This window comes from Phaeobacter sp. QD34_24, assembly GCF_028890115.1.
Lineage (GTDB): Bacteria > Pseudomonadota > Alphaproteobacteria > Rhodobacterales > Rhodobacteraceae > Phycobacter.
Genome location: NZ_JARCJD010000016.1, coordinates 86,262 through 110,038 on the forward strand (window position 1 = coordinate 86,262; position 23,777 = coordinate 110,038).

The 23,777-nt window shown below is 63.1% G+C and carries 22 protein-coding genes; 11 read left to right on the plus strand and 11 right to left on the minus strand.

What is annotated here, in order from left to right; genetic code table 11:
- Positions 1–12: 12 nt before the first annotated feature.
- The gene (locus PXK07_RS13855) at positions 13–1,059 is read right to left on the minus strand and encodes a rod shape-determining protein (RefSeq protein ID WP_192965834.1); all 1,047 of its coding nucleotides are present in this window, start codon (positions 1,057–1,059) and stop codon (positions 13–15) included.
- 231 nt (positions 1,060–1,290) lie between these two features.
- Between PXK07_RS13855 and PXK07_RS13860 the strand changes: the two genes are divergently transcribed.
- Positions 1,291–2,085: a 23S rRNA (adenine(2030)-N(6))-methyltransferase RlmJ gene (locus tag PXK07_RS13860; protein WP_274848926.1), complete on the plus strand. Its 795-nt coding sequence runs from the start codon at positions 1,291–1,293 to the stop codon at positions 2,083–2,085.
- A gap of 114 nt (positions 2,086–2,199) precedes the next feature.
- Here PXK07_RS13860 and PXK07_RS13865 read toward each other — a convergent pair whose 3' ends face one another.
- Positions 2,200–3,774, minus strand: a complete 1,575-nt coding sequence (locus tag PXK07_RS13865; RefSeq protein ID WP_274848927.1) for a 2-isopropylmalate synthase — start codon at positions 3,772–3,774, stop codon at positions 2,200–2,202.
- A gap of 330 nt (positions 3,775–4,104) precedes the next feature.
- Here PXK07_RS13865 and PXK07_RS13870 point away from each other — a divergent pair, with 330 nt between their 5' ends.
- Entirely contained in the window at positions 4,105–5,631 is a 1,527-nt protein-coding gene (locus tag PXK07_RS13870; protein ID WP_274848928.1) for a cryptochrome/photolyase family protein, read from the plus strand.
- A gap of 45 nt (positions 5,632–5,676) precedes the next feature.
- On the opposite strand, the gene PXK07_RS13875 is transcribed toward PXK07_RS13870, so the two are convergent.
- A complete protein-coding gene (locus tag PXK07_RS13875; RefSeq protein ID WP_274848929.1) occupies positions 5,677–7,119 on the minus strand; it encodes an MORN repeat-containing protein in 1,443 nt (480 codons plus the stop codon).
- 211 nt (positions 7,120–7,330) lie between these two features.
- On the opposite strand from PXK07_RS13875, the gene PXK07_RS13880 reads away from it, so the two are divergent.
- Together PXK07_RS13880 and PXK07_RS13885 are read left to right on the plus strand one after the other, a co-directional pair.
- Positions 7,331–8,989, plus strand: a complete 1,659-nt coding sequence (locus PXK07_RS13880) for an NAD+ synthase (RefSeq protein ID WP_274848930.1) — start codon at positions 7,331–7,333, stop codon at positions 8,987–8,989.
- A 100-nt stretch (positions 8,990–9,089) separates the two neighbouring features.
- On the plus strand, positions 9,090–10,418 hold the full coding sequence (locus tag PXK07_RS13885) for an NAD(P)/FAD-dependent oxidoreductase (protein ID WP_274848931.1): 1,329 nt from the start codon (positions 9,090–9,092) through the stop codon (positions 10,416–10,418).
- 31 nt (positions 10,419–10,449) lie between these two features.
- Here PXK07_RS13885 and PXK07_RS13890 read toward each other — a convergent pair whose 3' ends face one another.
- On the minus strand, positions 10,450–11,382 hold the full coding sequence (locus PXK07_RS13890; protein ID WP_274848932.1) for an MBL fold metallo-hydrolase: 933 nt from the start codon (positions 11,380–11,382) through the stop codon (positions 10,450–10,452).
- Positions 11,383–11,597: 215 nt separating this feature from the next.
- Here PXK07_RS13890 and gltX point away from each other — a divergent pair, with 215 nt between their 5' ends.
- The 4 genes from gltX (at position 11,598) to PXK07_RS13910 (ending at position 15,742) form a co-directional block, all read left to right on the plus strand.
- Complete coding sequence (gene gltX, locus PXK07_RS13895; protein WP_274848933.1) at positions 11,598–12,923, plus strand: glutamate--tRNA ligase; 1,326 nt, start codon at positions 11,598–11,600, stop codon at positions 12,921–12,923.
- A gap of 138 nt (positions 12,924–13,061) precedes the next feature.
- Positions 13,062–13,859, plus strand: coding sequence for a UDP-2,3-diacylglucosamine diphosphatase (locus PXK07_RS13900; RefSeq protein WP_274848934.1), 798 nt, complete (start codon positions 13,062–13,064; stop codon positions 13,857–13,859).
- 13 nt (positions 13,860–13,872) lie between these two features.
- The gene (locus PXK07_RS13905; protein ID WP_274848935.1) at positions 13,873–15,090 is read left to right on the plus strand and encodes a DUF3419 family protein; all 1,218 of its coding nucleotides are present in this window, start codon (positions 13,873–13,875) and stop codon (positions 15,088–15,090) included.
- A gap of 4 nt (positions 15,091–15,094) precedes the next feature.
- Positions 15,095–15,742, plus strand: coding sequence for a class I SAM-dependent methyltransferase (locus PXK07_RS13910; RefSeq protein ID WP_274848936.1), 648 nt, complete (start codon positions 15,095–15,097; stop codon positions 15,740–15,742).
- A gap of 7 nt (positions 15,743–15,749) precedes the next feature.
- Here the strand turns inward: PXK07_RS13910 and PXK07_RS13915 are convergent, their stop codons facing one another.
- On the minus strand, positions 15,750–16,322 hold the full coding sequence (locus tag PXK07_RS13915) for a gamma-glutamylcyclotransferase family protein (protein WP_274848937.1): 573 nt from the start codon (positions 16,320–16,322) through the stop codon (positions 15,750–15,752).
- 96 nt (positions 16,323–16,418) lie between these two features.
- Between PXK07_RS13915 and PXK07_RS13920 the strand changes: the two genes are divergently transcribed.
- Entirely contained in the window at positions 16,419–16,865 is a 447-nt protein-coding gene (locus tag PXK07_RS13920) for an RrF2 family transcriptional regulator (RefSeq protein WP_274848938.1), read from the plus strand.
- A 25-nt stretch (positions 16,866–16,890) separates the two neighbouring features.
- Here the strand turns inward: PXK07_RS13920 and PXK07_RS13925 are convergent, their stop codons facing one another.
- Both PXK07_RS13925 and PXK07_RS13930 read right to left on the minus strand, forming a co-directional pair.
- On the minus strand, positions 16,891–19,419 hold the full coding sequence (locus PXK07_RS13925) for an ABC transporter permease (protein WP_274848939.1): 2,529 nt from the start codon (positions 19,417–19,419) through the stop codon (positions 16,891–16,893).
- Positions 19,416–20,123: an ABC transporter ATP-binding protein gene (locus PXK07_RS13930; protein WP_274848940.1), complete on the minus strand. Its 708-nt coding sequence runs from the start codon at positions 20,121–20,123 to the stop codon at positions 19,416–19,418. Before PXK07_RS13930 ends, PXK07_RS13925 begins: the two co-directional genes overlap by 4 nt.
- 50 nt (positions 20,124–20,173) lie before the next feature.
- Here PXK07_RS13930 and PXK07_RS13935 point away from each other — a divergent pair, with 50 nt between their 5' ends.
- Positions 20,174–20,830 (plus strand): arylesterase, encoded by a 657-nt coding sequence (locus PXK07_RS13935; RefSeq protein WP_274848941.1) that lies wholly within the window; start codon positions 20,174–20,176, stop codon positions 20,828–20,830.
- Between the two features lie 104 nt (positions 20,831–20,934).
- Here the strand turns inward: PXK07_RS13935 and PXK07_RS13940 are convergent, their stop codons facing one another.
- Together PXK07_RS13940 and PXK07_RS13945 are read right to left on the minus strand one after the other, a co-directional pair.
- The gene (locus tag PXK07_RS13940) at positions 20,935–21,141 is read right to left on the minus strand and encodes a cold-shock protein (RefSeq protein WP_065272777.1); all 207 of its coding nucleotides are present in this window, start codon (positions 21,139–21,141) and stop codon (positions 20,935–20,937) included.
- A 228-nt stretch (positions 21,142–21,369) separates the two neighbouring features.
- Entirely contained in the window at positions 21,370–21,921 is a 552-nt protein-coding gene (locus tag PXK07_RS13945) for a L,D-transpeptidase (RefSeq protein ID WP_274848942.1), read from the minus strand.
- A 224-nt stretch (positions 21,922–22,145) separates the two neighbouring features.
- Here PXK07_RS13945 and trxC point away from each other — a divergent pair, with 224 nt between their 5' ends.
- A complete protein-coding gene (gene trxC / locus PXK07_RS13950; protein WP_274848943.1) occupies positions 22,146–22,577 on the plus strand; it encodes a thioredoxin TrxC in 432 nt (143 codons plus the stop codon).
- 10 nt (positions 22,578–22,587) lie between these two features.
- Here the strand turns inward: trxC and PXK07_RS13955 are convergent, their stop codons facing one another.
- Both PXK07_RS13955 and PXK07_RS18590 read right to left on the minus strand, forming a co-directional pair.
- Positions 22,588–22,791: a hypothetical protein gene (locus PXK07_RS13955; RefSeq protein WP_274848944.1), complete on the minus strand. Its 204-nt coding sequence runs from the start codon at positions 22,789–22,791 to the stop codon at positions 22,588–22,590.
- 248 nt (positions 22,792–23,039) lie between these two features.
- Positions 23,040–23,717, minus strand: a complete 678-nt coding sequence (locus PXK07_RS18590) for a GIY-YIG nuclease family protein (RefSeq protein ID WP_342455877.1) — start codon at positions 23,715–23,717, stop codon at positions 23,040–23,042.
- Positions 23,718–23,777 lie beyond the last annotated feature (60 nt).

Consider the following 23,777-nt stretch of genomic DNA (forward strand, 5'->3'; position numbering starts at 1 on the left):
GGGGGTGGCGCCTCAGCTGTCGTAATCGATGGCGTGGCGCAGCTGTTTTTCGAACTCCAGCGCCTTGCCGGTGCCAAGGGCCACGCAGTTCAGGCTTTCGTCGGCGATGGAGACGGCAAGGCCGGTCTGTTCGCGCAGGGCCAGATCCAGATCGCCCAGCAGCGCGCCGCCGCCGGTCAGCATGACGCCCCGGTCGACGATATCGGCGGCCAGATCCGGCGGCGTGGTTTCCAGCGCGGTCATCACGGAATCGCAGATCTGCTGCACCGGTTCCGCCAGCGCCTCGGCCACCTGGGCCTGGCTGATCTCGATTTCCTTCGGCACACCGTTCAGCAGGTCGCGGCCGCGGATCTGCATCGACTGGCCACGGCCATCGTCGGGCATGCGGGCGGTGCCGATGGAGGTCTTGATGCGTTCGGCGGTGGATTCGCCGATCAGAAGGTTCTGCTGGCGACGCAGGTAGGAGATGATGGCCTCGTCCATGCGGTCGCCGCCGACGCGGACCGAGCGCGCATAGACGATGTCACCCAGCGACAGCACCGCCACCTCGGTGGTGCCACCGCCGATGTCCACGACCATGTTGCCGGTCGGATCGGTGATCGGCATGCCGGCGCCAATGGCTGCCGCGATGGGTTCAGCGATGAGACCCGCACGCCGCGCACCGGCCGACAGCACCGACTGGCGAATGGCGCGTTTTTCCACCGGGGTCGCGCCATGGGGCACGCAGACGATGATCTTGGGTTTCGAGAAGGTCGAGCGCTTGTGCACCTTGCGGATGAAGTGCTTGATCATTTCCTCGGCGGTGTCGAAGTCGGCGATCACCCCTTCGCGCATCGGGCGGATCGCCTCGATCGAGCCGGGCGTCCGGCCCAGCATCAGCTTGGCGTCCTCACCCACGGCCAGCACCTTTTTGACGCCATCCTTGACGTGATAGGCCACCACCGAGGGTTCGGACAGGATCACGCCGCGGCCCTTGACATAGACCAGCGTGTTCGCAGTGCCGAGGTCGATGGCCATGTCCGAGGTGAACAGACCGCCTAGATTTCCAAAGAGCGCCATAAAGAAGGGATCCTGTAAGTTCTGCTGTGTTGCCTGCGACTCTGCTGCTGTCACACACATGAGAACTTATAAGCAGCGCAGCGCCGCCGCGAAAGGGCCGATTGCGGACAACTAGCGCCTTTCCGCCTGTGAAACATAGGGTTTGATCCCGGCAGCTCCCGGGCGGGCCGTGGCGAAGTACAGTGCGGTTTTTTCTTTCGCTGCGATGCGATGGGCGCTAGGAGCAGTGCCATGCTCTCCTATCAACATATCTACCATGCCGGGAACCTGGCGGACGTTCAGAAACACGCGCTGCTGGCCTGGATGCTGGCCTATCTGACGCGCAAGGATAAACCGCTCAGCTATATCGAAACCCATGCCGGGCGGGGCCTCTATGAGCTGCTCTCGCCCGAGGCGCTCAAGACCGGTGAAGCGGCGGCGGGGATCACACGGGTTCTGGAGGCAGAGGCGCTGGCCGAGGATCACCCCTTGAGCCAGGCCATCGCCGAGTGCCGTGCGCGGTTTGGCGAGACAAGCTATCCCGGGTCGCCGCTGGTGGCGGCGGCGCTGTTGCGGGAGATGGACAGCCTGCATTTGGCGGAACTGCACCCGCAGGAATGCGCGGCCCTGCGGCAGGCGCTGAGGCCCTGGCGGGCCAAGGTGCACCAGCAGGACGGGTTCGAACTGGCCCTGTCGCTGGCGCCGCCGACGCCGCGCCGGGGTCTGTTGCTGATCGATCCACCCTATGAGGTGAAGGCCGACTACGCCCGTATTCCCGGCATCATCGGCAAGATCCATCGCAATTGGAACGTGGGCGTGATCGCGCTGTGGTACCCGATCCTGACCGATGGCACCCACAAAAAGATGCTGGCCGCGCTGGAGGCGCAAGAGTTGCCCGGCGTCTTGCGCCACGAGGTACTGTTCCCGCCCGCGCGCGAAGGGCACCGGATGGTGGGGTCGGGGATGTTCGTGGTGAATGCCCCCTTCGGCATCGCAGAGGAAGCCGGGCGCATTTCCAAGTTATTTGAAGAATTGAACCGGGGGTGATCCCAGGCTCTGGCGGGGGGAGGCTCCCGCCCCCTGTTCGACCATCAAAGATGGTCGAACAGGCGTTGGGCCCGGCGCCGCGCCTTGCGGCACGGCGCCGGATCGTTTCGACGCTCAGGTCGCGTCCTTGTAGGAGATCTCGCGCGTATCGGCGCCTTCGCCGACCTTGCCACGGCGCACGATCAGACGGTTCAAGGCATTGATATAGGCCTTGGCCGAGGCCACCACGGTATCGGTATTGGCGGACTGGCCGGTGGCGATATTGCCGTCTTCCTCCAGCCGCACGGACACCGTGGCCTGGGCATCGGTGCCTTCGGTCACCGCGTGGACTTGATAGAGCTGCAGATGCGCGGAATTCGGATAGAGCTTGCGCACCGCCTTGAAGGTCGCATCGACCGGGCCGTCGCCGGATGCGGTGGCGCTGACGTCCTTGCCGTCGATCTCCATCTCCAGCGTCGCCTCGGCCGGGCCGCCGGTGCCGCAGATCACCTTCATCGACACAAGCTGCAGATAGTCGTTCTCCGCATCCTCGCCCGAGCGCATCAGCGCCACGATATCGTCGTCAAAGACCTCTTTCTTGCGGTCGGCCAGCTCCTTGAAGCGCACGAAGAGATCCTTCAGCTGGTTGTCGCCGACCTCATAGCCAAGCTGGCCCAGCTTGTCGCGCAGCGCCGCGCGGCCCGAGTGTTTGCCCAGGGGAAGCGAGGTGCCCGAGAGACCCACATCCTCGGGGCGCATGATCTCGAAGGTCTCCTTGTTCTTGAGCATGCCGTCCTGATGGATGCCGCTTTCATGGGCAAAGGCGTTCTTGCCGACGATGGCCTTGTTGAACTGCACCGGAAAGCCAGAGACGGTCGAGACCCGGCGGGAGATATGCATGATCTTGGTGGTGTCGATCTTGGTGTGCCAGGGCATGATGTCGTTGCGCACCTTCAGGGCCATCACGACCTCTTCCAGCGCGGTATTGCCCGCCCGCTCGCCCAGACCGTTGATGGTGCATTCGATCTGCCGTGCACCGCCTTCGACGGCGGCCAGGGCGTTGGCGGTCGCCATGCCAAGGTCATTGTGGCAATGGGTGGCAAAGATCACCTCATCCGCGCCGGGCACGGTGTCGATCAGGCGGCGGATCAGATCGGCGCTTTCCAGCGGCGCGGTGTAACCCACCGTATCGGGGATGTTGATGGTGGTGGCACCGGCCTTGATGGCGATCTCGATCACCCGGCAGAGGTAGTCCCACTCGGTGCGTGTCGCATCCATCGGCGACCATTGCACGTCATCCACCAGGTTGCGCGCATGGGTCACCGTTTCGTGGATGCGCTCGGCCATCTCGTCCATGGTGAGGTTGGGGATGGCGCGGTGCAACGGCGAGGTGCCGATGAAGGTGTGGATGCGGGGTTTGGCCGCCTTGCGCACGGCTTCGGCGCAGCGGTCGATATCCTTGAAGTTGGCACGCGCCAGACCGCAGATCACGGCGTTCTTCGAGCGTTCGGCAATCTCGCTCACCGCCTTGAAATCGCCTTCGGAGGCGATCGGGAAACCGGCTTCGATGATGTCCACACCCATGTCGTCCAAGAGCCCGGCAATCTCGAGCTTTTCATCATGGGTCATGGTGGCGCCGGGGCTTTGCTCGCCGTCGCGCAGGGTGGTGTCAAAGATCAATACGCGATCTTTTTCGAGTGCGTTCGTCATGTCGGTAGCTTTCTTAAAACTCTGTCCTGGATCCATTCGATTGGCGCGCAAACCTCCTCCTCTGAGCGGGCGCGCCGAATGGCACGCTCAGAGGCGGGTTAGGATCAGTAGGTCGCGCAGAGCCGCACCGCAAATGGCGGTGGCCGGGCCTTGGATGTCTGCGCGTGCTGTCATGGGGGAACCTTATACAGAGCGCAGGGCGAATGGAAAGAGCGAAAATAGTTCAGCCTTCTTGACCCTTTAGCGGCGGGCTTTCCATTGGGGTGCTGCAGAATTGATCGGAGGGGATTTCCCCCTAAGTGAGGCGGGAAGTCACAGAGGAAGATGGTGATGGCGCGGCTCATTCTCATTCTTGGCGATCAGTTGAGTGAGACCCTTTCTGCATTGCAGGCGGGCGACAAGGCGCGCGACACGGTGGTGATGGCCGAGGTGACCGAAGAGGGTGCCTATGTGCGCCATCATCCCAAGAAGATCGCGCTGATCCTGGCCGCGATGCGCAAGTTCGCGAGCCATTTGCAGGATCAGGGCTGGGGGGTTGCCTACACCCGGCTTGATGACGCGAAGAACACAGGAACAATCGCGGGGGAACTGTTGCGTCGGGCGGCGCAGACCGGTGCGGATGAGGTAATCGCCACGACGCCGGGGGAATGGCGGCTGATCCGCGAATTGCAATCGCTGCCGTTGAAGGTCAGCCTGAGGCCGGACACGCGGTTCATCGCCACGCGCGCCGATTTTGCCGACTGGGCCGAGGGGCGCAAGCAGTTGCGCATGGAGTATTTCTACCGCGAGATGCGGCGCAAGACCGGGCTGCTGATGGAGGGGGGCAAACCTGTGGGCGGCAAATGGAACTTTGATCAGGAAAACCGCAAGGCACCGCCAAAGGAGATCACCTGCGCCGACCCGATGCAGTTCACCCCCGACGCCGAGACCGAAGCGGTGCTGGATCTTGTCGCGCGACGCTTTGGCGATCATTTCGGGGATCTGCGCCCGTTTCACTTCGCGGTGACGCGGGCCGACGCGCGGCGGGCGCTGCAGCAGTTCATCCGCGAAGGTCTGCCGCTGTTCGGGAATTATCAGGACGCCATGCTGCGGGGGCAGAAATGGCTCTATCATTCGGTGCTGTCGCCCTATCTGAACATCGGCCTGCTGCTGCCCCTGGAGGTCTGCCGCGCTGCGGAAGACGCCTGGAAGGCGGGCGATGTGCCGATCAACGCCGCAGAAGGCTTCATCCGACAGATCCTGGGCTGGCGGGAGTTCGTGCGGGGGATCTATTTCGTGCAAGGGGAGGACTACCCAAGCCGCAATGCGCTGGACCATCGCCGCGCGCTGCCGCCGCTTTACTGGGGGGCGGAAACAGAGATGCGCTGTCTGTCAGAGGCTGTCGCGCAGACGCGGGAAGAGGCCTATGCCCATCACATCCAGCGCCTGATGGTCACGGGCAATTTCGCGCTTCTGGCCGGGATCAACCCCACCGAGGTGCATGAATGGTATCTCGCCGTCTATGCCGATGCCTTTGAGTGGGTGGAGGCGCCCAATACCGTGGGCATGAGCCAGTTTGCCGATGGCGGCATCGTCGGATCGAAACCCTATGTCTCTAGCGGGGCCTATATCAACCGCATGTCCGACTACTGCAAATCCTGCGCCTACAAGGTGAGCCAGAAGCTGGGGGAGGGCGCCTGCCCCTTCAACCTGCTCTATTGGCATTTCCTGGCGCGCCACCGGGAGCGGTTTGAGGGTAATCCGCGCATGGGCAACATGTACCGCACCTGGGATCGGATGGAGGATGGCAGGCGCGCGCGCATCATCGCGCAAGCCGAGGATTTCCTGACCCGAATGGAGGCGGGGGATCGCGTCTAGCCCGCCATCCCCCGGCGGCAAGCCCCGGCTACAACGGGATCCGGATCAGTTGTCGTCGCTCGCCGCGTCGGAGGCATTTCTGTCATTGACCAGGGCTCCATTGTCCCAGGCACCGCTGGTTTCCTGGCCGGTGGCATAGCGCATGGTGCCGGGTCCCTGGCGTTTGCCATTGACGAAACTGCCCTCATAGACATCGCCATTGGCATAGGTTGCCACGCCCTGACCGGTGATCTTGCCTTCCTGCCAGTCGCCCTCGTAGACGAAGCCGCCGGGCATTTCGATGCGACCGGTGCCATGGCGCTGGCTGTTGGCAAATTCGCCGGTGTAGACAGAGCCATCCGCATAGGTGACCTTGGCCGCCCCGTGGCGCTGGCCGTCCTGCCATTCGCCTTCGTAGCGGTAGCCGCTTTCGTAGGTCATCACACCCTGACCATGGTTGCGGGCGTTCTTGAAGCTGCCGGTATAGACAACGCCATTGGGGTAGGTGGCAGTACCTTGCCCTTCGATCACCCCCGCGATCCAACCGCCCTCATAGGTGGAGCCATCCGGATAGGTGATCTTGCCGGTGCCATCGGCCAGGTCATCGCGGAACTGACCTTCATAGACCGAGCCATCGGGGTAGGTGACCCGGCCCATGCCCTCGATCTGGCCTGCCAGCCATTCGCCCTCGTAGACATAGCCATCGGTCTTGGTGAAGGTGCCAGTGCCGTGGCGCAGATCGTCCAGGAACTCCCCCACATAGACATCGCCATTGGCATGGGTCTGTTTGCCCGTGCCCTGCCTGCGGCCGTTTTCCAGCGGGCCTTCGTAGATGTCGCCATTGGGCTGGGTCAGCTTGCCCTGCCCATGCATCTGGTTATTGGCCCAGTCGCCTTCGTAGATCAGCCCGTCCGGCATGGTCAGGATGCCGGTGCCATCCAGTTGGCCGTCGACAATGCCGCCCTCATAGGTTGCCCCATCGGGGTAGCGGATCCTGCCGGTGCCTTCCTTGCTGCCTTCGATCCAGTCACCGGCGTATTCATAGCCGCCCGGGTTCTGCATCACGCCCTGGCCATGGTGCTGGCCGTTGACGAAGGTGCCCTCATAACGCGCGCCATTGGCATAGATGGCAACGCCCTGACCATTGATCAGACCGTCGACCCATTCCCCTTCATAAGTGCCACCATCGGCGAAGGTGATCTTGCCCAGACCTTCGGGCTTGCCCTTGGCGAATTCGCCTTCGTAGACGGCGCCATTGGGGTAGCGTGCCACCCCCTGGCCACGGATCTCGCCATCGACCCATTCGCCTGAATAGCTGTAGCCGCTGGGCAGCGTGTATGTCCCGGTGCCGTGCTGCAAGCCGCCGCGAAAGGTGCCCTCGTAGACGCCGCCGATTTCATCCTGGGTGGTGAGAACCTGGCCCTCCTGGGCCTGAACGCTGCTGCCAAGCCCGGCAGAGCCCAGGGCCAAAGCGGTCGAAAATGCGAATGCGGTGCCGAAACGGGTCATGAAACCTCTGCCTGCCCTTCAATTCTGCCCTGGCCAGATGGGTCCGGGGCGCGGTGTCAGTCGGCGCAAGGCGCCTGCTCTCATAGCATCTCTGCTTGGAAACTATGCGACACTCCGCCCTGTCGCAATGTCTTTTGAGCGCCCCGCTCTTTCCCTTGGCCCCGGATCTGATAAACGGCAGGTAACAGACTTTGCGAAGGGCGCGATCACCATGGCAGACCGGTTCCGTATCACTTTGGCGCAGCTGAACCCCACGGTGGGCGACATTCCGGGCAATGCGGCCAAGGCCCGCGCGGCCTGGGAGGAAGGCAAGAAAGCCGCCGCCCAGCTGGTGGCCCTGCCCGAGATGTTCCTGACCGGTTACAACTCTCAGGACCTGGTGATGAAGCCCGCCTTCCATCGCGCCGCCATGGCCGCCGCCGAACAGCTGGCGGTGGACTGCGCCGATGGTCCGGCGCTGGCGGTGGGGGCGCCCTGGGCCGAGGGCGGCAAGCTCTACAATGCCTATCTGATCCTGAAGGAGGGGCGGATCGCCTCGCGCATCCTGAAACATCACCTGCCCAATGAAACCGTCTTTGATGAGGTGCGCGTCTTCGACGCCGGGCCGATTGGTGGACCCTATGCCATCGATGACACCCGTATCGGCAGCCCCGTCTGCGAGGATGGCTGGCACGAGGATGTCGCCGAAACCCTGGCTGAAACCGGGGCCGAGTTCCTGCTGATCCCCAATGGCTCGCCCTATTTCCGGGGCAAGATGGAGGTGCGCTACAACATGATGGTGGCGCGCTGCATCGAGACGGAGCTGCCGGTAATCTACCTCAACATGGTGGGCGGGCAGGACGATCAGGTCTTTGACGGTGCCAGTTTCGTGCTGAACCCCGGCGGGGCGCTGGCCCTGCAGATGCCGACCTTTGACGAGGCCCTTACCCAGCTGGATCTGGAACGCACCCCCGAGGGCTGGCGCGCGGTGGAGGGCGAAAAGGCGCATCTGCCCGACGAATGGGAGCAGGATTACCGCGCCATGGTCGAGAGCTTGCGCGACTACATGCGCAAGACCGGCTTCAAGAAAGCGCTCTTGGGGCTGTCGGGCGGGGTGGATTCCGCCATCGTCGCCACCATTGCGGTGGATGCTCTGGGGGCTGAAAACGTGCGCTGTGTGATGCTGCCCTCGGAATACACCAGCACGGAATCGCTGGAGGATGCCGAGGCCGTCGCCAAGGCGCTGGGCGTGCGCTACGACTACGTGCCGATCAGCGAGGGCCGCGCGGCGATCACCAACACGCTGGCACCGCTGTTCGAAGGGCGTGACGCAGATATCACCGAGGAAAACATCCAGTCCCGCCTGCGCGGGTTGTTGCTGATGGCGATGTCCAACAAGTTTGGCGAGATGCTTTTGACCACCGGCAACAAGTCCGAGGTCGCCGTGGGCTATGCCACCATCTATGGCGACATGAACGGTGGCTATAACCCGATCAAGGATCTCTACAAGACCCGAGTCTTTGAGACCTGCCGCTGGCGCAATGCCAATCACCGGCCCTGGATGATGGGACCGGCGGGCGAGGTGATCCGCCCCAATGTGATCGACAAGCCGCCATCAGCCGAGCTGCGCGAGGACCAGAAGGACAGCGACAGCCTGCCCGACTACCCCGAGCTGGACGCGCTGCTCACGATCCTGGTGGACGAGGAGGGTTCGATCGCCGATTGCGTCGCTGCGGGGTTCGATCGCGATGTGGCGAAACGGGTGGAGCATCTGATTTATATCAGCGAATACAAGCGCTTCCAGTCGGCTCCAGGGACGCGGTTGACGCCGCGCGCCTTCTGGCTGGATCGGCGCTATCCGATCGCAAACGGCTGGCGCGATCCCAGCTGACGGGGCGGCTGACGCCAAAAAACCACAGCTGGGCCCTTGTGCGCAGCAGAGCCATTTTGACCTATGGACCGCGCCCGGGCGGCACGGCATTAACCGATCCATGCCTGGACCTAAGCTGCCCCATTTCCAAGCTGATCTTGCCCTGCCCAAACGCGTTGATGCGGTCGTCATCGGCGGGGGAATCATCGGCGCCACCACCGCTCTTGAACTGGCCGAGCGGGGGTATTCCGTGCTTCTGTGCGAAAAGGGGCAGATCGGTGCCGAGCAAAGCTCGCGCAACTGGGGCTGGGTGCGCATGTCCCAGCGCGACCCGCGTGAATTGCCTCTGATGGCCAAGGCGCATGAGATCTGGGAGGGGCTGGAGGAACGTACCGGCCACCCCACGGGCTATACCCGCGCAGGTATCCTGTTCACCGCCGAAACGGAGAAGGCCGCCGCGGATCTGGAAGCCTGGGCGCAGCATATGGTTCCCTTCGATGCGCCGACCCGGATGGTACGGGGGCGGCAGTTGGCCGAGTCGATGCCGGGGCATCAGACCGGCACGATTGCGGCGCTTCACACGCCGCTGGATGGCCGGGCTGAACCGCAACTGGCCACTCATGCGATTGCCAGCGCGGCGCGGGCGGCAGGCGCCAAGGTGATGACCGAATGCGCGGTGCGCAGCGTTGAGGTCGAGGCCGGGAAGGTCAGCGGCGTGATGACCGAGCGCGGACGGGTCGAATGTTCCGCCGTGGTGGTCGCGGGCGGGGCCTGGTCGCGGCTGTTCCTCGGCAATGCGGGCGTCTGGCTGCCGCAACTGAAGGTGCTGAACTCGGTCCTGCGCACCTCCTCCGTGCAGGACGGCCCCGAGGTTGCCATGTGGGCCAAGGGATTTGCCCTGCGCAAAAGGGAAGATGGCGGCTATTCGATTGCCGATGGCACGGAAAACGTGGTGGATCTGGTGCCCGACAGTTTCCGGCTGGGTTTGAAGTTTCTGCCAGCCTTCCTTGAGGAATGGCGCTCGCTCCGCTTCCGCCTGTCGGATCGCTGGCGCATCGAGGCGGGTCAGGACCGGCGCTGGCTGCCGGACCAGCGCACGCCGTTCGAGCTGTGCCGGGTGCTGGATCCCGAACCCTCGCAAAAGGCGATCCGCAATTGCTGGGCCGCGGCACAAAAGGCGTTTCCGGTCCTGCAGGGCGCCGATGTGGTGCAAAGCTGGGGCGGCATGATCGATGTCACGCCCGATGCCATCCCGGTGATTTCCCAGGTGGACGATCTGCCGGGGCTGTTCGTCTCCACCGGTTATTCCGGTCACGGCTTTGGCATTGGTCCTGCCGCCGGGCGGCTGACGGCGGATCTGGTGACCGGGGATGCGCCCATCGTCGATCCGCGCCCCTTTGCGCTGGACCGTTTTACCAAAAAGGCGCGGGCCGTTCCTCCCGCGCCATAGCCGACCTGCGCCAAACCCAAGCCTGTGAAGCTCAGCCCATCATCTGATAGCTGACCGGCACAAAGCGGAAGCCCTGGTCACGGGTTTCAACGAAACCGGCAGCCGGGAAGGGCATGTGATAGCCAATCATCGGCACGCGGGTCGACGCCAGCATATCCAGCACCTTGCGGCGCGAGGCAGTGGCGGCTTCCTTGTCCATGTCGAACCGCACTTCCCATTCGGGATGGGCAAAGGACCAGACATAGTGATTGGCAAGATCCGCCGTCAGCACCAGCTGCTGGCCGCCACTGTCCAGCATGTAGGTCATATGGCCGGGGGTGTGGCCAAAGGCGGCCATGGCGGAAATGCCCGAGGCAACCTCGCCGCCGTCCTCGATAAAGGACATTTTCTCGGCCATCGGGGTGACCTTCTGGGCAACCAGATCGCCGACCCGGTTGCCGGCATCCATCTTGGCCCAGAAATCATATTCGGTGCGCCCGGTCACATAGCGGGCATTGGCAAAGGTCGCGGCGCCATCCGTGGTCATGCCGCCGATATGGTCGGGGTGCATATGGGTCAGCACGACCACATCGATCTGATCCGGGGTGACGCCCGCTTCGGCCAGTGCCTTCTGGATGCCGCCCTGGCCGAGACCGGTATCGAACAGCACTTTTTCCTTGCCGGTGTCGACCAAAGTGGGCGTGAAGAAGAACTGTGCCATGTCGGCCGGGATGAAGTTCTGCGCCGAAACCTGGGCAAACTCCTCGTCCGTGGCGCCACCGCCAAAAATCGCCTTGGCGCCGTCGCGGGGCAGGCTGCCGTCCAGCAGGGTGGTAACGGTGAACTCGCCCAGCTTGAAGCTGCGGCTATGGCTGGCCGGGGCCTTGGCACCGTGCCCATCGGCAAGGGCCGGGGCTGCAGAGGCGGCAAGGGGCAGGGCGGCAGCGCCTGTCAGGGCCGCGCGGCGGGAAAGAGTGATGGTCATTTGAATTTCCTCTCTGTCGGCAGTTGGTCTTGGTTTTGGTGTCTCGTTCTGCAGAGTTAGGGCGCCCGCTGGGGTTGCAAGGTCTTGCCGAAGTCAGATCACGGAAACGTGAGGCAAGCCCGCCGATCGGTGAGCCGCGCCGCCTGTCGCGCCCTTCGGGAAACTGGACAAAACGCCGCTTCTGTGAGATGGGGCTGATCAACAGGAGACCTTTGATGACCACCACCCGTTTTGCTCCCTCGCCGACAGGCTATATCCACGTCGGCAACCTGCGCACCGCGCTGATGAATTACCTGATCGCCCGCAAGGCGGGCGGCACCTTTATTCTGCGCATTGATGATACCGACCCAGAGCGGTCGAAGGAAGAATATGTTGATGCGATCAAGCAGGATCTGGAGTGGCTGGGTCTGGAGTGGGACCGGGTGGAGCGCCAGTCCGAAAGGCTGGACCGTTATCACGCGGCGGCCGACAAGCTGCGCGAGATCGGTCGTTTCTACGAAGCGTTTGAAACGCCCACGGAACTGGACCTCAAGCGTAAGAAGCAGCTGAATATGGGCAAACCGCCGGTCTATGACCGCGCTGCCCTGGCCCTGTCCGAGGATGAAAAGGCGGCCCTGCGCGCCGAGCGCGGCGATGGCGTGTGGCGCTTCAAGCTGGATCACGCGCGCATCGAATGGGCCGATGGTATCCTGGGCGATATCTCGATCGATGCCGCCTCGGTGTCGGATCCGGTGCTGATCCGCGGCGATGGTCAGTTCCTGTACACGCTCGCCTCGGTGGTAGACGACACGGAATTCGGCGTCACCCATGTGGTGCGCGGATCGGATCACGTGACCAATACCGCCACCCAGATCCAGATCATCGAGGCGCTGGGCGGCTCGGTTCCCGAATTTGCCCACCATTCGCTGCTGACCGGCCCCCAGGGCGAGGCGCTGTCCAAACGGCTTGGCACGCTGGCCTTGCGCGATCTGCGCGAGCAGGGTGTGCAGCCGATGGCCTTGCTCAGCCTGATGGCGCGTCTGGGCTCTTCCGATCCGGTGGAACTGCGCTCTGACATGGCTGAGCTGATCGAGGGCTTCGATATCAACCGCTTTGGGGCGGCGCCTACGAAGTTCGACGTGCAGGATCTGTTCCCGCTGACCGCACGTTACCTGCAGAGCCTGCCCCTGGATGCGGTGCAGGCGCAGGTGGATGCGCTTGGCGTTCCGGCGGAAAAACAGGCCGCCTTCTGGGATATGGCGAAGGAGAATATCACCACGCTCAAGGATCTTGAGGGCTGGTGGACCCTGTGCCGCGATGGTGCCGAGCCGCTGATCGCCGACGAGGACAAGGATTTCATCGCAGAGGCGATGGCCCTGCTGCCCGATGGCCCTTATGACGCGAATACCTGGGGAACCTGGACCTCTGCGGTGAAAGAGGCCACGGGCCGCAAGGGCAAATCCCTGTTCATGCCATTGCGCCACGCTGTCACCGGCATGGAGCGCGGCCCCGACATGAGCGCGCTTCTTGCGCTGATGGAAACGGTGCGCGCCAAGGGCTGATCGCGCCTTTTCCCGTGATTTAGGTGATGTTTTGAAGGGGAGCCGCCGGCTCCCCTTTTGCATCTGTGCCAGCGTCACGTTCCTGTCAATGAACTGCGTTACTGCTTCGGCCAAGGCACACTGGCTTGGGCACGCAGCATGAAATACCGCAGCATTTTCCTTTCCGACATTCACCTGGGCACGCCCGGTTGCCAGGCAGAGCTGCTGTTGGATTTCCTGAGCCGCCATGAGGCGGATAGCTACTATCTGGTTGGCGACATCATCGATGCCTGGCGCATCCGCCGCAAAGGCTTCCTGTGGCCGCAGGCGCATAACGACGTGGTGCAGGCGATCCTGTCCAAGGCGCATGACGGCGCCAGCATCTACCTGATCCCGGGCAATCACGACGAATTCCTGCGCTCCTACCTTGGCACCCATTTCGGTGGCATCGAGGTGGTACAGACGGCCGATTTCACCGCCGCAAACGGCAAACGCTACCTGGTGACCCATGGTGACCAGTTCGATTCCGTTGTGGTCAACGCCAAGTGGCTCGCCCATCTTGGCGACCGGGCCTATGATTTCATGCTTTGGCTCAATACCCGGATCAACCGGCTGCGCCACCTGTGGGGCGGGCAATACTGGTCGCTTTCGAAATGGGCCAAGCACCAGGTCAAACAGGCGGTCAACTTCATCAGCGAATATGAAAACGTCCTCACCGCCGAGGCGCGGCGGGGCGGCTATGACGGGGTGATCTGCGGTCATATCCACAGCGCCGCCATTCGCGACATCGGCGAGATCTCCTACGTCAACACCGGAGATTGGGTCGAAAGCTGCACCGCCGTGGTCGAGATGGAGGACGGTCGCCTGGCCCTGATCGACTGGGAGCGGAGCGCGCGCCGCGCCCGCCATCGCACCCGTCGGGCCCGCCGCAAGGACAGACAGTTGCAAGACGCATGAAAAGGCCAATCTGATGACACAAACCGCACAGGCCCGGCTCGATGCCGCCGTGCTGCAAGACAGCGATGCCACCACGGGCTGGCTGGAACGGCTATTCTCCCGGCTGTTCCTGGGGCTGGTCTATCCGCAGATCTGGGAAGATCCGGTTGTGGATATGGAGGCGCTGCAGATCGCACCGGGCGACAATCTGGTCTGCATCGCCTCGGGCAGCTGTAACCTGATGTCCTATCTGACCGCGGGCCCTGCCTCGGTTGCAGCGGTTGATCTTTCCCCGGCACATATCGCCTTGGGGCGGCTCAAGCTGGCGGCGGCGCGCAGCCTGCCGGATCATGCGGCCTTCTATCAGTTCTTCGCGCGCGCCGACATGGCCAGCAATGGGGCGCTCTATGAGCGCTATATTCGCGCCGAGCTGGATCCCGAAACCCGCGCCTATTGGGAGGCGCGCCAGCCCATCCGCCGCCGGATCTCCCTGTTCCAGAGAGGCTTTTACCGTCACGGGCTGTTGGGCCGCTTCCTGGGCGCCGTGCATCTGGTTGCCGGCCTGGGCGGGGTGAATTTCACCCCGCTGCTGGCCGCCCGGACGCTGGAAGAACAGCAGGCCTATTTTGACCAGCACATTGCGCCCCTGTTCGACATGTGGCTGGTGCGCTGGCTGGCGGGCTACCGCGCGGCGTTGTTTGGTCTCGGCATTCCGCCCGCGCAATATGACAAGCTGGCCCGGGATGGCGGCGGCGATGTGTTGCCGGTTCTGCGCGAGCGGGTGCGCAAGCTGATGTGTGATTTTCCGATCCGGGAGAATTACTTTGCCTGGCAAGCCTTTGCCCGCTGCTATGATCCAGCCCCTGATGGCGCGCTGCCTCCCTATCTGCAGGCCCGCAACTTCACCGCCCTGTCCGAATATGCCGAACGGGGGCAGATCACCAACCGCTCACTCACCGACTACCTGCAAGGGGAGCGGGCGCGCTCCAAACAGGGGTTCGTGCTGCTGGATGCTCAGGACTGGATGAACGACGTGCAGCTCAATGTCCTATGGGCCGAGATTACCCGTACCGCCGCCCCGGGCGCGCGGGTCATTTTCCGCACCGGTGGCACCACCGATATCCTGCCGGGGCGGGTCAGGCCGGATCTCATGAACCACTGGGCCTATGACAAAGACGCTTCGGCGCGCGGAACCGAACGGGATCGCTCGGCCATCTATGGCGCCTTCCACGTCTACCGCTACAAGGGATAAGCCGATGCTGGAGCGCAGGTCCGACACCCATGCCAAGCTGATGGACGACACCTACCGCCATCAACGCGTGATCTATGATCTCACGCGCAAATACTACCTGTTCGGGCGGGACAGGCTGATCGCGGAGCTGGCCCCCGCAGATGGATCGCATGTGCTTGAAATCGCCTGTGGCACCGGGCGCAATCTGCAGGTGGCCGCGCGCAGATATCCGGACTGCAGCTTCTACGGGCTGGATATCTCCTCGCAGATGCTGCTCTCGGCGCGGGCCAAGCTGGGGCAGGAGGTGCGCTTGGCCGAGGCCGACGCCTGCACATTTGATGGCGCTGCGCTGTTCCAGCGCCAGGGCTTTGACCGGATCTTCATCTCCTACGGGGTGTCAATGATCCCGGATTGGGAGGCGGCCTTGCGCAGGGCCGCGGCGCATCTGGCTCCGGGCGGAGAACTGCATGTGGTTGACTTTGCAGATCAAAACGGCTGGCCCCGCTGGTTTGGAGTGATGCTGGGGCATTGGCTGGCTCGGTTCCACGTGCATCCGCGCATGTATCTGCAGCGCGCCCTGCAAAAACTGGCCGCAGAAATCTCCGGTTCGACCGAGTTCCACCAGCTCTATCGGGGTTATGCGCAATACGGGGTACTGCGTCGCCCCGATTGAGGCGTGGCTATGGACCGGCTGCAATCCGGGACATGCCGGTGCTGTCGATCATGTCGTCAAACAGGCGACACTCCCTGGCGCTGAGCGGCTGGTGGCGTGGATAGATCGGGGCTGCGCGGTCATCCAGCAGCGGCGCCTCCCAGCCGTCGGTGGTGGCAATGAAGTCCCTCACACCCGCCTCTCCAAAGACGTTCAGATAGCCTTGCAACACCACATCGAGATAGCTCAACAGGATCGGGTGGCGGGCGCTGCCGGGATTTTGTCGCGCGGCAGGCACCGCATAGACCGAGATTTCCGGCGTCCCTGCGAGATCATGATCCACGGCATCCGAGGCCAGGATGCGGTCATAGGCATATTCCCGTTGATCCAGAGCCTGCCAGTCGGCATCGGGAACGGCGGCGATCAATCCGTCGATTGCGCTGTCCGGCGCGGGCGTGGCGGTCAGAAAGGCCACCTCGCGCAGATCCGTATGCGCCCAGGTCCGGCGCCAGCCCGACAGCCGCGCGGGCCGCGGATCGCCGTAGTCATGGGTGGCCGTGTTCACGAGGCTGCCGTAGCCAAAGAAGTAGGGGGCGGTCATGGGCGCCGGAAGCCTCCTGTTGCCAATTGATCCAAATCAAACCGGAAGGCGATGGATTGTATAGTATTATCTGCATGTTTTGGGGGATGCAAAACCATGCGAATTACCAAGAGGACGAATATTGCCGTCCGGTTGCTGATGTACTGCGCGGCAAATGCCGACAGGCTGGTGACAAAATCTGAAATTGCAGATTGCTGCAACATTTCCGAAAACCATCTTGCCCAGGTGATCAACCAGCTCAGCCAGCTTGGCTATCTGCATACGCAACGAGGCCGCAATGGCGGCATGAGCCTGGGGCGCAGCGCTGACGAGATCCGCATCGGCGATATCTTTCGCGAGGTGGAAGGCAATCTGCCGATGGTCGAATGTTTTGCCGATGCCGACAACACCTGTCCGCTGATCAATGCCTGCCGCCTGAAAGAGGCACTGTCGCAAGCGGCGCGGGCCTTTTACGCCTCCCTCGATGATATCTCCCTGGCCTCCCTGGTCTGCGACAACCCCGCCTTGTTGCGCATCCTGCAACCGGTGACCTGCACGCGCTGACCTCTGCCGTCTTGCGCCATGCCCATCAATCCCGTGCCCTGAGGATGCGGGCCGGGCGTGCCGCCAGCGGGCGCAGGGCAAAGGCCAGCCCCGCCAGCAGCGTGGTCAGGATGCCGCCGCCCACCACCGCCAGCGCGTTGGGCCAGATGATGCTGTAGCTGGTTTCAAACACGTATGAATTCACCGCCCAGGCGCCTGCGATCCCCGCCAGCAGAGCCACCATTCCGGCGCCAGCGCCCAGAATGATGGATCTGAGCGCAAAGCTGCTCAGGATCTGGCTGCGCGGGGCGCCTAGCGTCTTGAGCAAGGCCGCCTCATAGCGGCGCGCGGGTTCACCGGCGGCAGCCGTGCCCAGCAGCACCAGGAATCCGGTCAGCAGCGTCGCCGCCGCACCGTAGGAGGTGGCCGCCGCCAGTTGCCGCAGGATGTCCGAAACCCGGTCCACCGCATCGCGCACCCGGATGGCGGTGATATTGGGCATCTCCTGCGCCAGATCCCGCAGGATCTGCGCTTCGGCCTGGGCCTCGGCATAGACGGTGGCGATATAGCTGTGCGGCGCTGCGGCCAGGGCGCTTTCGTTCATGGCGATGACAAAGCCCATGCCGGCGGTCGAGAAATCCACCGAGCGAAAGCTGGTCACGGTCGCGGTGATATCGCGGCCCAGCACGTTCACGGTCATGGTGTCGCCGATGGCGATCCCCAACTCTCCGGCCTCTTCTTCGGCGAGGCTGATCTGCGGCGGGCCGCTGTAATCCTCGCCCCACCATTTGCCTGCAGTGACCTGGGTGTTCGCGGGCTTGGCGCCTGCGTAGGTGAGGCCACGGTCACCGCGTACAACCCAGTGATCTCCGGCCACCTCGCGGGCGGGGCGTCCATTGATTTGTGTGACGATACCACGCAGCATCGGCGCGCTTTCGATACGGCTGACGGCGGGATCACCTTCGACCCGGTCCAGGAACGCGGGCATCTGATCGCGCTGAATATCAACGAAAAAATAGGAGGGCGCCGCATCGGGCAGGGTGCCGGTGATGGCCCGGCGCATATTGCCGTCGATCTGGCCGATGGCGGCCAGAACAGTCAGCCCCAGTCCGAGGGCCAGCACTGCCGGAACCGCGCCATCCCGTGAGGTGCCGATCGCCGCCAGGGCCCACCGCAGGGCAGGGCGGCCACGCGCAACGCGGGCACCGCGCCGCGCCAGAAGGCCAAGGACCAGCGCCGCCAGCATCAGCACCACAAGCGCAGCACCCAGCCCGCCGGCAGTCCAGAGCGTCAGCTCAACCGAGCCGCTGAACAGGGCCGCCGCACCAATCAGCAGGGCCAGCGCAACTGCAGTGGCCAGCAGGTAACGCGGGGCGGGCAGGCGGTTTCCTCCGGCAAAGGCATCGCGGAACAGGGCGGCGGCGCGGATCCGTTCGGCCCGGGCAAGCGGCCAAAGCGCAAAGATGAAGGCGGTCAGAAGGCCATAAAGCGCCGCCTCGGCCAGGGCGCCGGGATAGACGGAGAAGATCGCCGGAAAGGGCAGCTGCGCCGCAATCAGCGGGCCGACCAGCACGGGGCCAAAGCCGCCAATCGCCATGCCCATGGCAATGCCCAGAAGCGCCAGAACGCCGATCTGCAGGAAATAGGTGAGGAAGATCACCTGCCGCTCGGCGCCAAGGGTGCGGAGGGTTGCGATGGTTTCGGTCTTGCCCGCCAGAAAGGCGCGCACGGCGGCAGAGACACCGACGCCACCCACGGCCAGGCCAGAGAGACCCACCAGCACCAGGAAACCGCCCAGACGCTCTACAAACGAGGTAATGCCGGGGGCGCCATTGCGGGCGTCTTTCCAGCGCATGCCGGATTCGGAGAATTCGGCCTCGGCGGCGGTTTGCAGGGCGGCCAGGTTGGCGCCCTCGGGCAGATCCAGCCGGTATTTCGAGGAATAGAGCGTGCCAGGCTCCAACAGACCCGAGTTCGACAGCGCCTGTGTCGCCACGATGGTGCGCGGGCCAAGGGTAAAGCCCGAGGCCGCCGCGTCCGGCTCGGTTTCGATCAGGGCCATCAGGCGCAGATCCTGGGTCCCAAGGCGGAAGCTGTCGCCGGGTGTCAGCCCCAGCCGATCCGCCAGAACCCGCTCCATCAGGCCGCCGGGCAGCCCATCCGAGCCTGCAAGGGCGCTGTCCAGCGCGATGTCGGGAGAGAGCCGCAGGACTCCGGTCAGCGGATAAAGGCCATCGACCGCCTTCACCTGCGTCAGCGCGCGTTCATCGCCAACCACGGCCATGGACCGGAAATCCGCCACCTCTGACACGCGGTCGGCGATGGTCTCCATCCAGGCGCGCTCTGCGTCATTGGCAAAGCGGTAGGTGAAGGACATCTCCGCATCGCCCCCCAGCATGGTCGCGCCTTCGCGCGCCAGCCCGGCCTCAATCGAGGCACGGATCGAACCGATGGCGGCAATCACTCCAACGCCAAGCGCCAGGCAGGCCAGGAAGATGCGAAACCCCTTGAGGCCGCCGCGCAGCTCGCGCAGGGCAAAGCGCCAGGCAAGCGCCAGGTCATTGGCAAGGCTCATTCGGCGGCCTCATGGGCGGTCTGGTCTTCCATCAGGCGGCCATCGCGCAGGCGCACGACGCGATCGCAACGCGCCGCCAGTTCCGGGGCATGGGTCACCATCACCAGCGTCGCGCCATAGCGGTCGCGCAGGCCAAACAGCAGGTCCATCACTGCAGCACCGTTGGATTCGTCGAGATTGCCCGTCGGCTCATCCGCCAGCAGGATCGCGGGACGCGGCGCCAGGGCGCGGGCCAGGGCAACGCGCTGCTGCTCGCCCCCCGACAGCTGCGCCGGGTAGTGGCCGGACCTGTGGCCCAGCCCCACCGCATCGAGTTCCGCCTGGGCTCGGTCAAAGGCGTCTGCCTCTCCGGCCAGCTCCAGCGGGGTTGCCACATTCTCCAGCGCAGTCATGGCCGGGATCAGGTGAAAGTTCTGGAACACCACCCCCATATGGGCGCGGCGGAAGCGGGCGAGCGCGTCCTCGTTCATCGCGGTCAGATCCTGACCAAGCGCATGTATGGTGCCGCCGGTTGCCTGTTCCAGCCCGCCCATCAGCATCAGCAACGAAGACTTCCCCGACCCGGAAGCGCCGATCAGACCCAGGGTCTCTCCCTTTTGCACATCCAGCGTGATGTCCTGAAGAATACGGACCGGGCCGGTATTGCCATTCAGGGTCAAAGACGCATCTGATAGATGCAGGACGGGACGGGTGTGATCTGTCATGAAGCCGGGCCTGTTGGAAATGTTACTTGGGATATGGAGCGATTGCAGCGATGCGCAAGGTATGGGCGGGAATTGGAGTTCTGATCGGCGTTTCTATGCTCTGGAGCTCAGCTTTGAGCGCAGATCCTGTGCGGATCACGGCGCTGGGCGACAGTCTGGTGCAGGGCTACGGGCTGCACCAGGAGGATGGCTTCGTACCACAGCTGGAGGCCTGGCTGCGCGACAACGGCGCTGAGGTGGAGATCGCAAATGCGGGCGTCTCGGGGGATACCTCGGCAGGTGGGGCAGCCCGGATCGACTGGACCCTGGCGGATAATCCCGACGGGTTGATCGTGCTTCTGGGGGGCAACGACCTGCTGCGGGGGCTGTCGGCAGAAGAGATGAAATCCAACCTCGCCAAGATCCTGTCGGCGGCGCGGGCGCAGGGGGTCGAGGTTCTCTTGGTCGGGATGCGGGCGCCGAACAACTACGGACCCGATTACCGGACGGCGTTTGACGCGGTATATCCGGCCTTGGCGGCGGAATACGGCGCGCTTTTGCACCCCGATGCCTTTGCCGGGATATTCGAGCAGGTGGGCGGCGATCCGGCTGAGGCGCAGCAATTCATGCAGGACGATGATATCCACCCCAACGAAGAGGGCGTCCGGCTCAATGTCGCAGCCCTGGGGCCGCGCGCGCTGGACCTGGTGAACCGTCTGGCGGACTGACCTATTGGGGTGCTGCCGTGACCCGCGGTCGTGCACAAGGAAAGAGGCAGCTCCTCAGCAGGAGCCGCCGGAAACACACGCCGGGGGTAGGGAAGTCCCCGATCTCAGAGCAGCTGGAGATCCACCGCGGATTCGCGGCCATCGCGGCCCGGCTGCAGCTCGTAGGAAACTTTTTGGTTGTCGGCGAGGCCGGTCAGCCCGGACCGCTCGACAGCGGAAATGTGAACAAATACGTCTTTTCCACCCGCATCAGGGGCAATAAAGCCATAGCCTTTGGTTGTGTTGAACCATTTGACGGTGCCTGTGGCCATCGTCTGTACTCCTAAAGTCTAGTCTCAGTCTAACCGTCGATGCGGTCAGGCGGCCGCAGTAGCAGATGGTCACGACCGTGCCTGTGAGGGGTACAGTAATGTCATTCGCGTAACGTCGCGGTAACAGAATTGGCCATGCGACCCGCATCGCGCAAGGAAAACGCGCCCGGCGCCATAGAAGCATGCGGCCTTGTGTGGCGAAAATACGCCTGTCCGGTCTGTCCGACCCTAAAGAACCGTCACGACGGTGCCCACGGGCACCCGTTCATAGAGATCGACCACATGTTCGTTGCGCAGGCGGATGCAGCCATTGGAGACCGAGCTGCCGATGGTATCCGGCTTGTTGGTGCCGTGGATGCGGAAATAGGTATCGACGCCGTTCTGGAACAGATACAGCGCCCGCGCGCCCAGCGGGTTTTCCGGTCCGCCCGGCTGGATATACTTGTTGCCGGCAAAGCGGCCATAGGTGCGCGGGCTGCGTTCGATCATCTCGTCCGTGGGGCGCCAGCTGGGCCATTCCCGCTTGGCGCCGATCACGGCACTGCCGGTGAACTCCAGCCCGGCCCGGCCAACACCAACGCCATAGCGCACCGCCTTGCGTGGTTCGGTCACGTAGTAAAGGTAGTAAGAGCGCGGCAGCACCAGGATCTGCCCAGGTTCGAATTCCTTGCGGATCCGGACCATCTGCGGGGTGGGATCGAAGTCTTCCTGTGCAGCGCCAACTCCGGGAAGGGCAGCGGCAGCGGCGGAAGTCGCCAGAAACAGGCGGCGTGAAATCATATCGGCCTCGTTCGCAAAATGCGTCTTTCAACATCAGTGTGATCGGGTGCAGAACCCCCGTCAATGGGGCGATGGGGTCAGGCCGCCTGGACGTGTTCACAATGCCATGATCAGGCATGGCGCGCCTGCGCACGGCCCTCTTGTGTCGCGCCCTGACGGTCTTATATGAAATCCAGAATGTGTTTCGCAGGCCCGTCGCCTGCCCCAAATTGGAGTGCCTTGCCATGGGAGCGAAAACCCTGACCTGCCTGTCCTGCGGCCAGCTCAACCGGGTGCCTGAGGAAAAACTGACGGCGGGGGCCAAATGCGGCACCTGCGGTGAGGCGCTGTTGCCCAAGGCGCCGATGGATATCGACCCGGCGATCCTGCAAAAGGCCGCCAAGAACGACGATCTGCCGCTGGTGGTGGATTTCTGGGCACCCTGGTGCGGCCCCTGCCGGATGATGGCGCCGGAATTCTCCAAGGCCTCGGAAAAGCTGAAGGGGCAGGCGCGCCTGGTCAAGCTGAACACGCAGGATCACCAATCCACCGGTGCGCGCTACCAGATCCGCGGTATCCCCACTATGGTGGCATTCGAGCGCGGTCGTGAAAGCAAGCGCCAGTCGGGCGCCTTGCGGGAAGGTCAGATCGTGGGATGGGTCAAAAGCCCGGCGTAATCGGCTTGGATCAGGCCTCGACCGGGGTGTCCTCATAAGCCGCCTGCGCCGCGTCCGAGGGGCGCAGGACCATCGCCAGGATGACAAGCAGGGCGGTCGCCACGCCGACACCGGAATAGACCAGCAGGCTCATCAGGACCGAAAGGTCCAGCACCACAAGGCTGTAGATCGCCGAAAAGAACCCGGTGAGTGTTCCCAGCATGATACCAGCCATGTCGTTGCCTCCTGTCTGACGTGTCGGACGTCAGGGGAGGATACCCCAGGCCCGTTCATCCACTACAGGCATTTATCCTTAAGATTTTGTTTAAATCTGGATGGTCCTGCGGCGAAGGCGTGGAAAGATTGGGGTTTGGTGGGACGTTTCGCGCAACGCAACGGTCCGCGCCTGACCTTCCCGTCACGCCAATTGCCTGCTTTCAGCACTGGAAGACGCATTCACAGTTTTGAAAAGCCAGGATTTTTCTAATCCACAGGCCTTTCGGTGAGAAGGGAGTCTTTCCATTCACCGTAGTTTACTGATGCACCTTCAACCAACCAGTCCGTGCGTCCATTTCGTGATGTGCCAAACAAGAAAACTGAAGCCGCGCTCGGGCTGGAGAATGCAATGTCATCCACAAGAACGAAGTTATGACTGCCGTTTCGCTTGATTTTCCCTGCAGTCATTTGCTGGACACGTAGGGATTTCAGTTTTTCATGAAATGAGACCGACTCGTTCAGATCTCCCTGAGATCCGGCAATCAGGACAAATTCTCCATCGATTTCTTTTGCTGTCGCCGAGATACCCTTCTTTTCGTGACGAAGAGTGAATGTTGGGTTGTTTTCCGTGGAATCACTTGAAGGCGATGTCGGCAATGAAGAAGCTCTTCTGAAGAAATCGACACCAACTACGGGCAGCACCAGTTGGAGTTCATCCAAAAAAGACTCCATATCGGAAATATCGGCTTCAGGAAGTCTATCAAAACTGGGGTCCGTCTTGTTTGCGACGTTGGATTTTTTCGCCTCTTTTAATAGTGTGATCAGGCGCCCCTCAAGATATTTTACGTGTGCTTTGGTGAGGTTCAGATCCTTGTTTGTGACAGCAACAAAACGCTCCCAATATGACTTGCTCTCGTCTCGAGAATGACTAGGGTCAGGACTCATAGCCAGTAAATGACGAGCGCTGCGAGTGCGATGGCTGACAGGAAGACCTTTGGGCACCTG

What these genes read in the sequence shown, in the direction of transcription:
- PXK07_RS13945 (WP_274848942.1), bottom strand. Translation starts at nt 21,921, where the DNA reads ATGATTTCACGCCGCCTGTTTCTGGCGACTTCCGCCGCTGCCGCTGCC.
- PXK07_RS13905 (WP_274848935.1), top strand. Translation starts at nt 13,873, where the DNA reads ATGACACAAACCGCACAGGCCCGGCTCGATGCCGCCGTGCTGCAAGAC.
- PXK07_RS18590 (WP_342455877.1), bottom strand. Translation starts at nt 23,717, where the DNA reads ATGAGTCCTGACCCTAGTCATTCTCGAGACGAGAGCAAGTCATATTGG.
- PXK07_RS13885 (WP_274848931.1), top strand. Translation starts at nt 9,090, where the DNA reads ATGCCTGGACCTAAGCTGCCCCATTTCCAAGCTGATCTTGCCCTGCCC.
- gltX (WP_274848933.1), top strand. Translation starts at nt 11,598, where the DNA reads ATGACCACCACCCGTTTTGCTCCCTCGCCGACAGGCTATATCCACGTC.
- PXK07_RS13870 (WP_274848928.1), top strand. Translation starts at nt 4,105, where the DNA reads ATGGCGCGGCTCATTCTCATTCTTGGCGATCAGTTGAGTGAGACCCTT.
- PXK07_RS13955 (WP_274848944.1), bottom strand. Translation starts at nt 22,791, where the DNA reads ATGGCTGGTATCATGCTGGGAACACTCACCGGGTTCTTTTCGGCGATC.
- PXK07_RS13900 (WP_274848934.1), top strand. Translation starts at nt 13,062, where the DNA reads ATGAAATACCGCAGCATTTTCCTTTCCGACATTCACCTGGGCACGCCC.
- PXK07_RS13935 (WP_274848941.1), top strand. Translation starts at nt 20,174, where the DNA reads ATGCGCAAGGTATGGGCGGGAATTGGAGTTCTGATCGGCGTTTCTATG.
- PXK07_RS13910 (WP_274848936.1), top strand. Translation starts at nt 15,095, where the DNA reads ATGCTGGAGCGCAGGTCCGACACCCATGCCAAGCTGATGGACGACACC.
- PXK07_RS13855 (WP_192965834.1), bottom strand. Translation starts at nt 1,059, where the DNA reads ATGGCGCTCTTTGGAAATCTAGGCGGTCTGTTCACCTCGGACATGGCC.
- PXK07_RS13860 (WP_274848926.1), top strand. Translation starts at nt 1,291, where the DNA reads ATGCTCTCCTATCAACATATCTACCATGCCGGGAACCTGGCGGACGTT.
- PXK07_RS13880 (WP_274848930.1), top strand. Translation starts at nt 7,331, where the DNA reads ATGGCAGACCGGTTCCGTATCACTTTGGCGCAGCTGAACCCCACGGTG.
- PXK07_RS13865 (WP_274848927.1), bottom strand. Translation starts at nt 3,774, where the DNA reads ATGACGAACGCACTCGAAAAAGATCGCGTATTGATCTTTGACACCACC.
- PXK07_RS13930 (WP_274848940.1), bottom strand. Translation starts at nt 20,123, where the DNA reads ATGACAGATCACACCCGTCCCGTCCTGCATCTATCAGATGCGTCTTTG.
- PXK07_RS13875 (WP_274848929.1), bottom strand. Translation starts at nt 7,119, where the DNA reads ATGACCCGTTTCGGCACCGCATTCGCATTTTCGACCGCTTTGGCCCTG.
- PXK07_RS13915 (WP_274848937.1), bottom strand. Translation starts at nt 16,322, where the DNA reads ATGACCGCCCCCTACTTCTTTGGCTACGGCAGCCTCGTGAACACGGCC.
- PXK07_RS13920 (WP_274848938.1), top strand. Translation starts at nt 16,419, where the DNA reads ATGCGAATTACCAAGAGGACGAATATTGCCGTCCGGTTGCTGATGTAC.
- PXK07_RS13940 (WP_065272777.1), bottom strand. Translation starts at nt 21,141, where the DNA reads ATGGCCACAGGCACCGTCAAATGGTTCAACACAACCAAAGGCTATGGC.
- trxC (WP_274848943.1), top strand. Translation starts at nt 22,146, where the DNA reads ATGGGAGCGAAAACCCTGACCTGCCTGTCCTGCGGCCAGCTCAACCGG.
- PXK07_RS13890 (WP_274848932.1), bottom strand. Translation starts at nt 11,382, where the DNA reads ATGACCATCACTCTTTCCCGCCGCGCGGCCCTGACAGGCGCTGCCGCC.
- PXK07_RS13925 (WP_274848939.1), bottom strand. Translation starts at nt 19,419, where the DNA reads ATGAGCCTTGCCAATGACCTGGCGCTTGCCTGGCGCTTTGCCCTGCGC.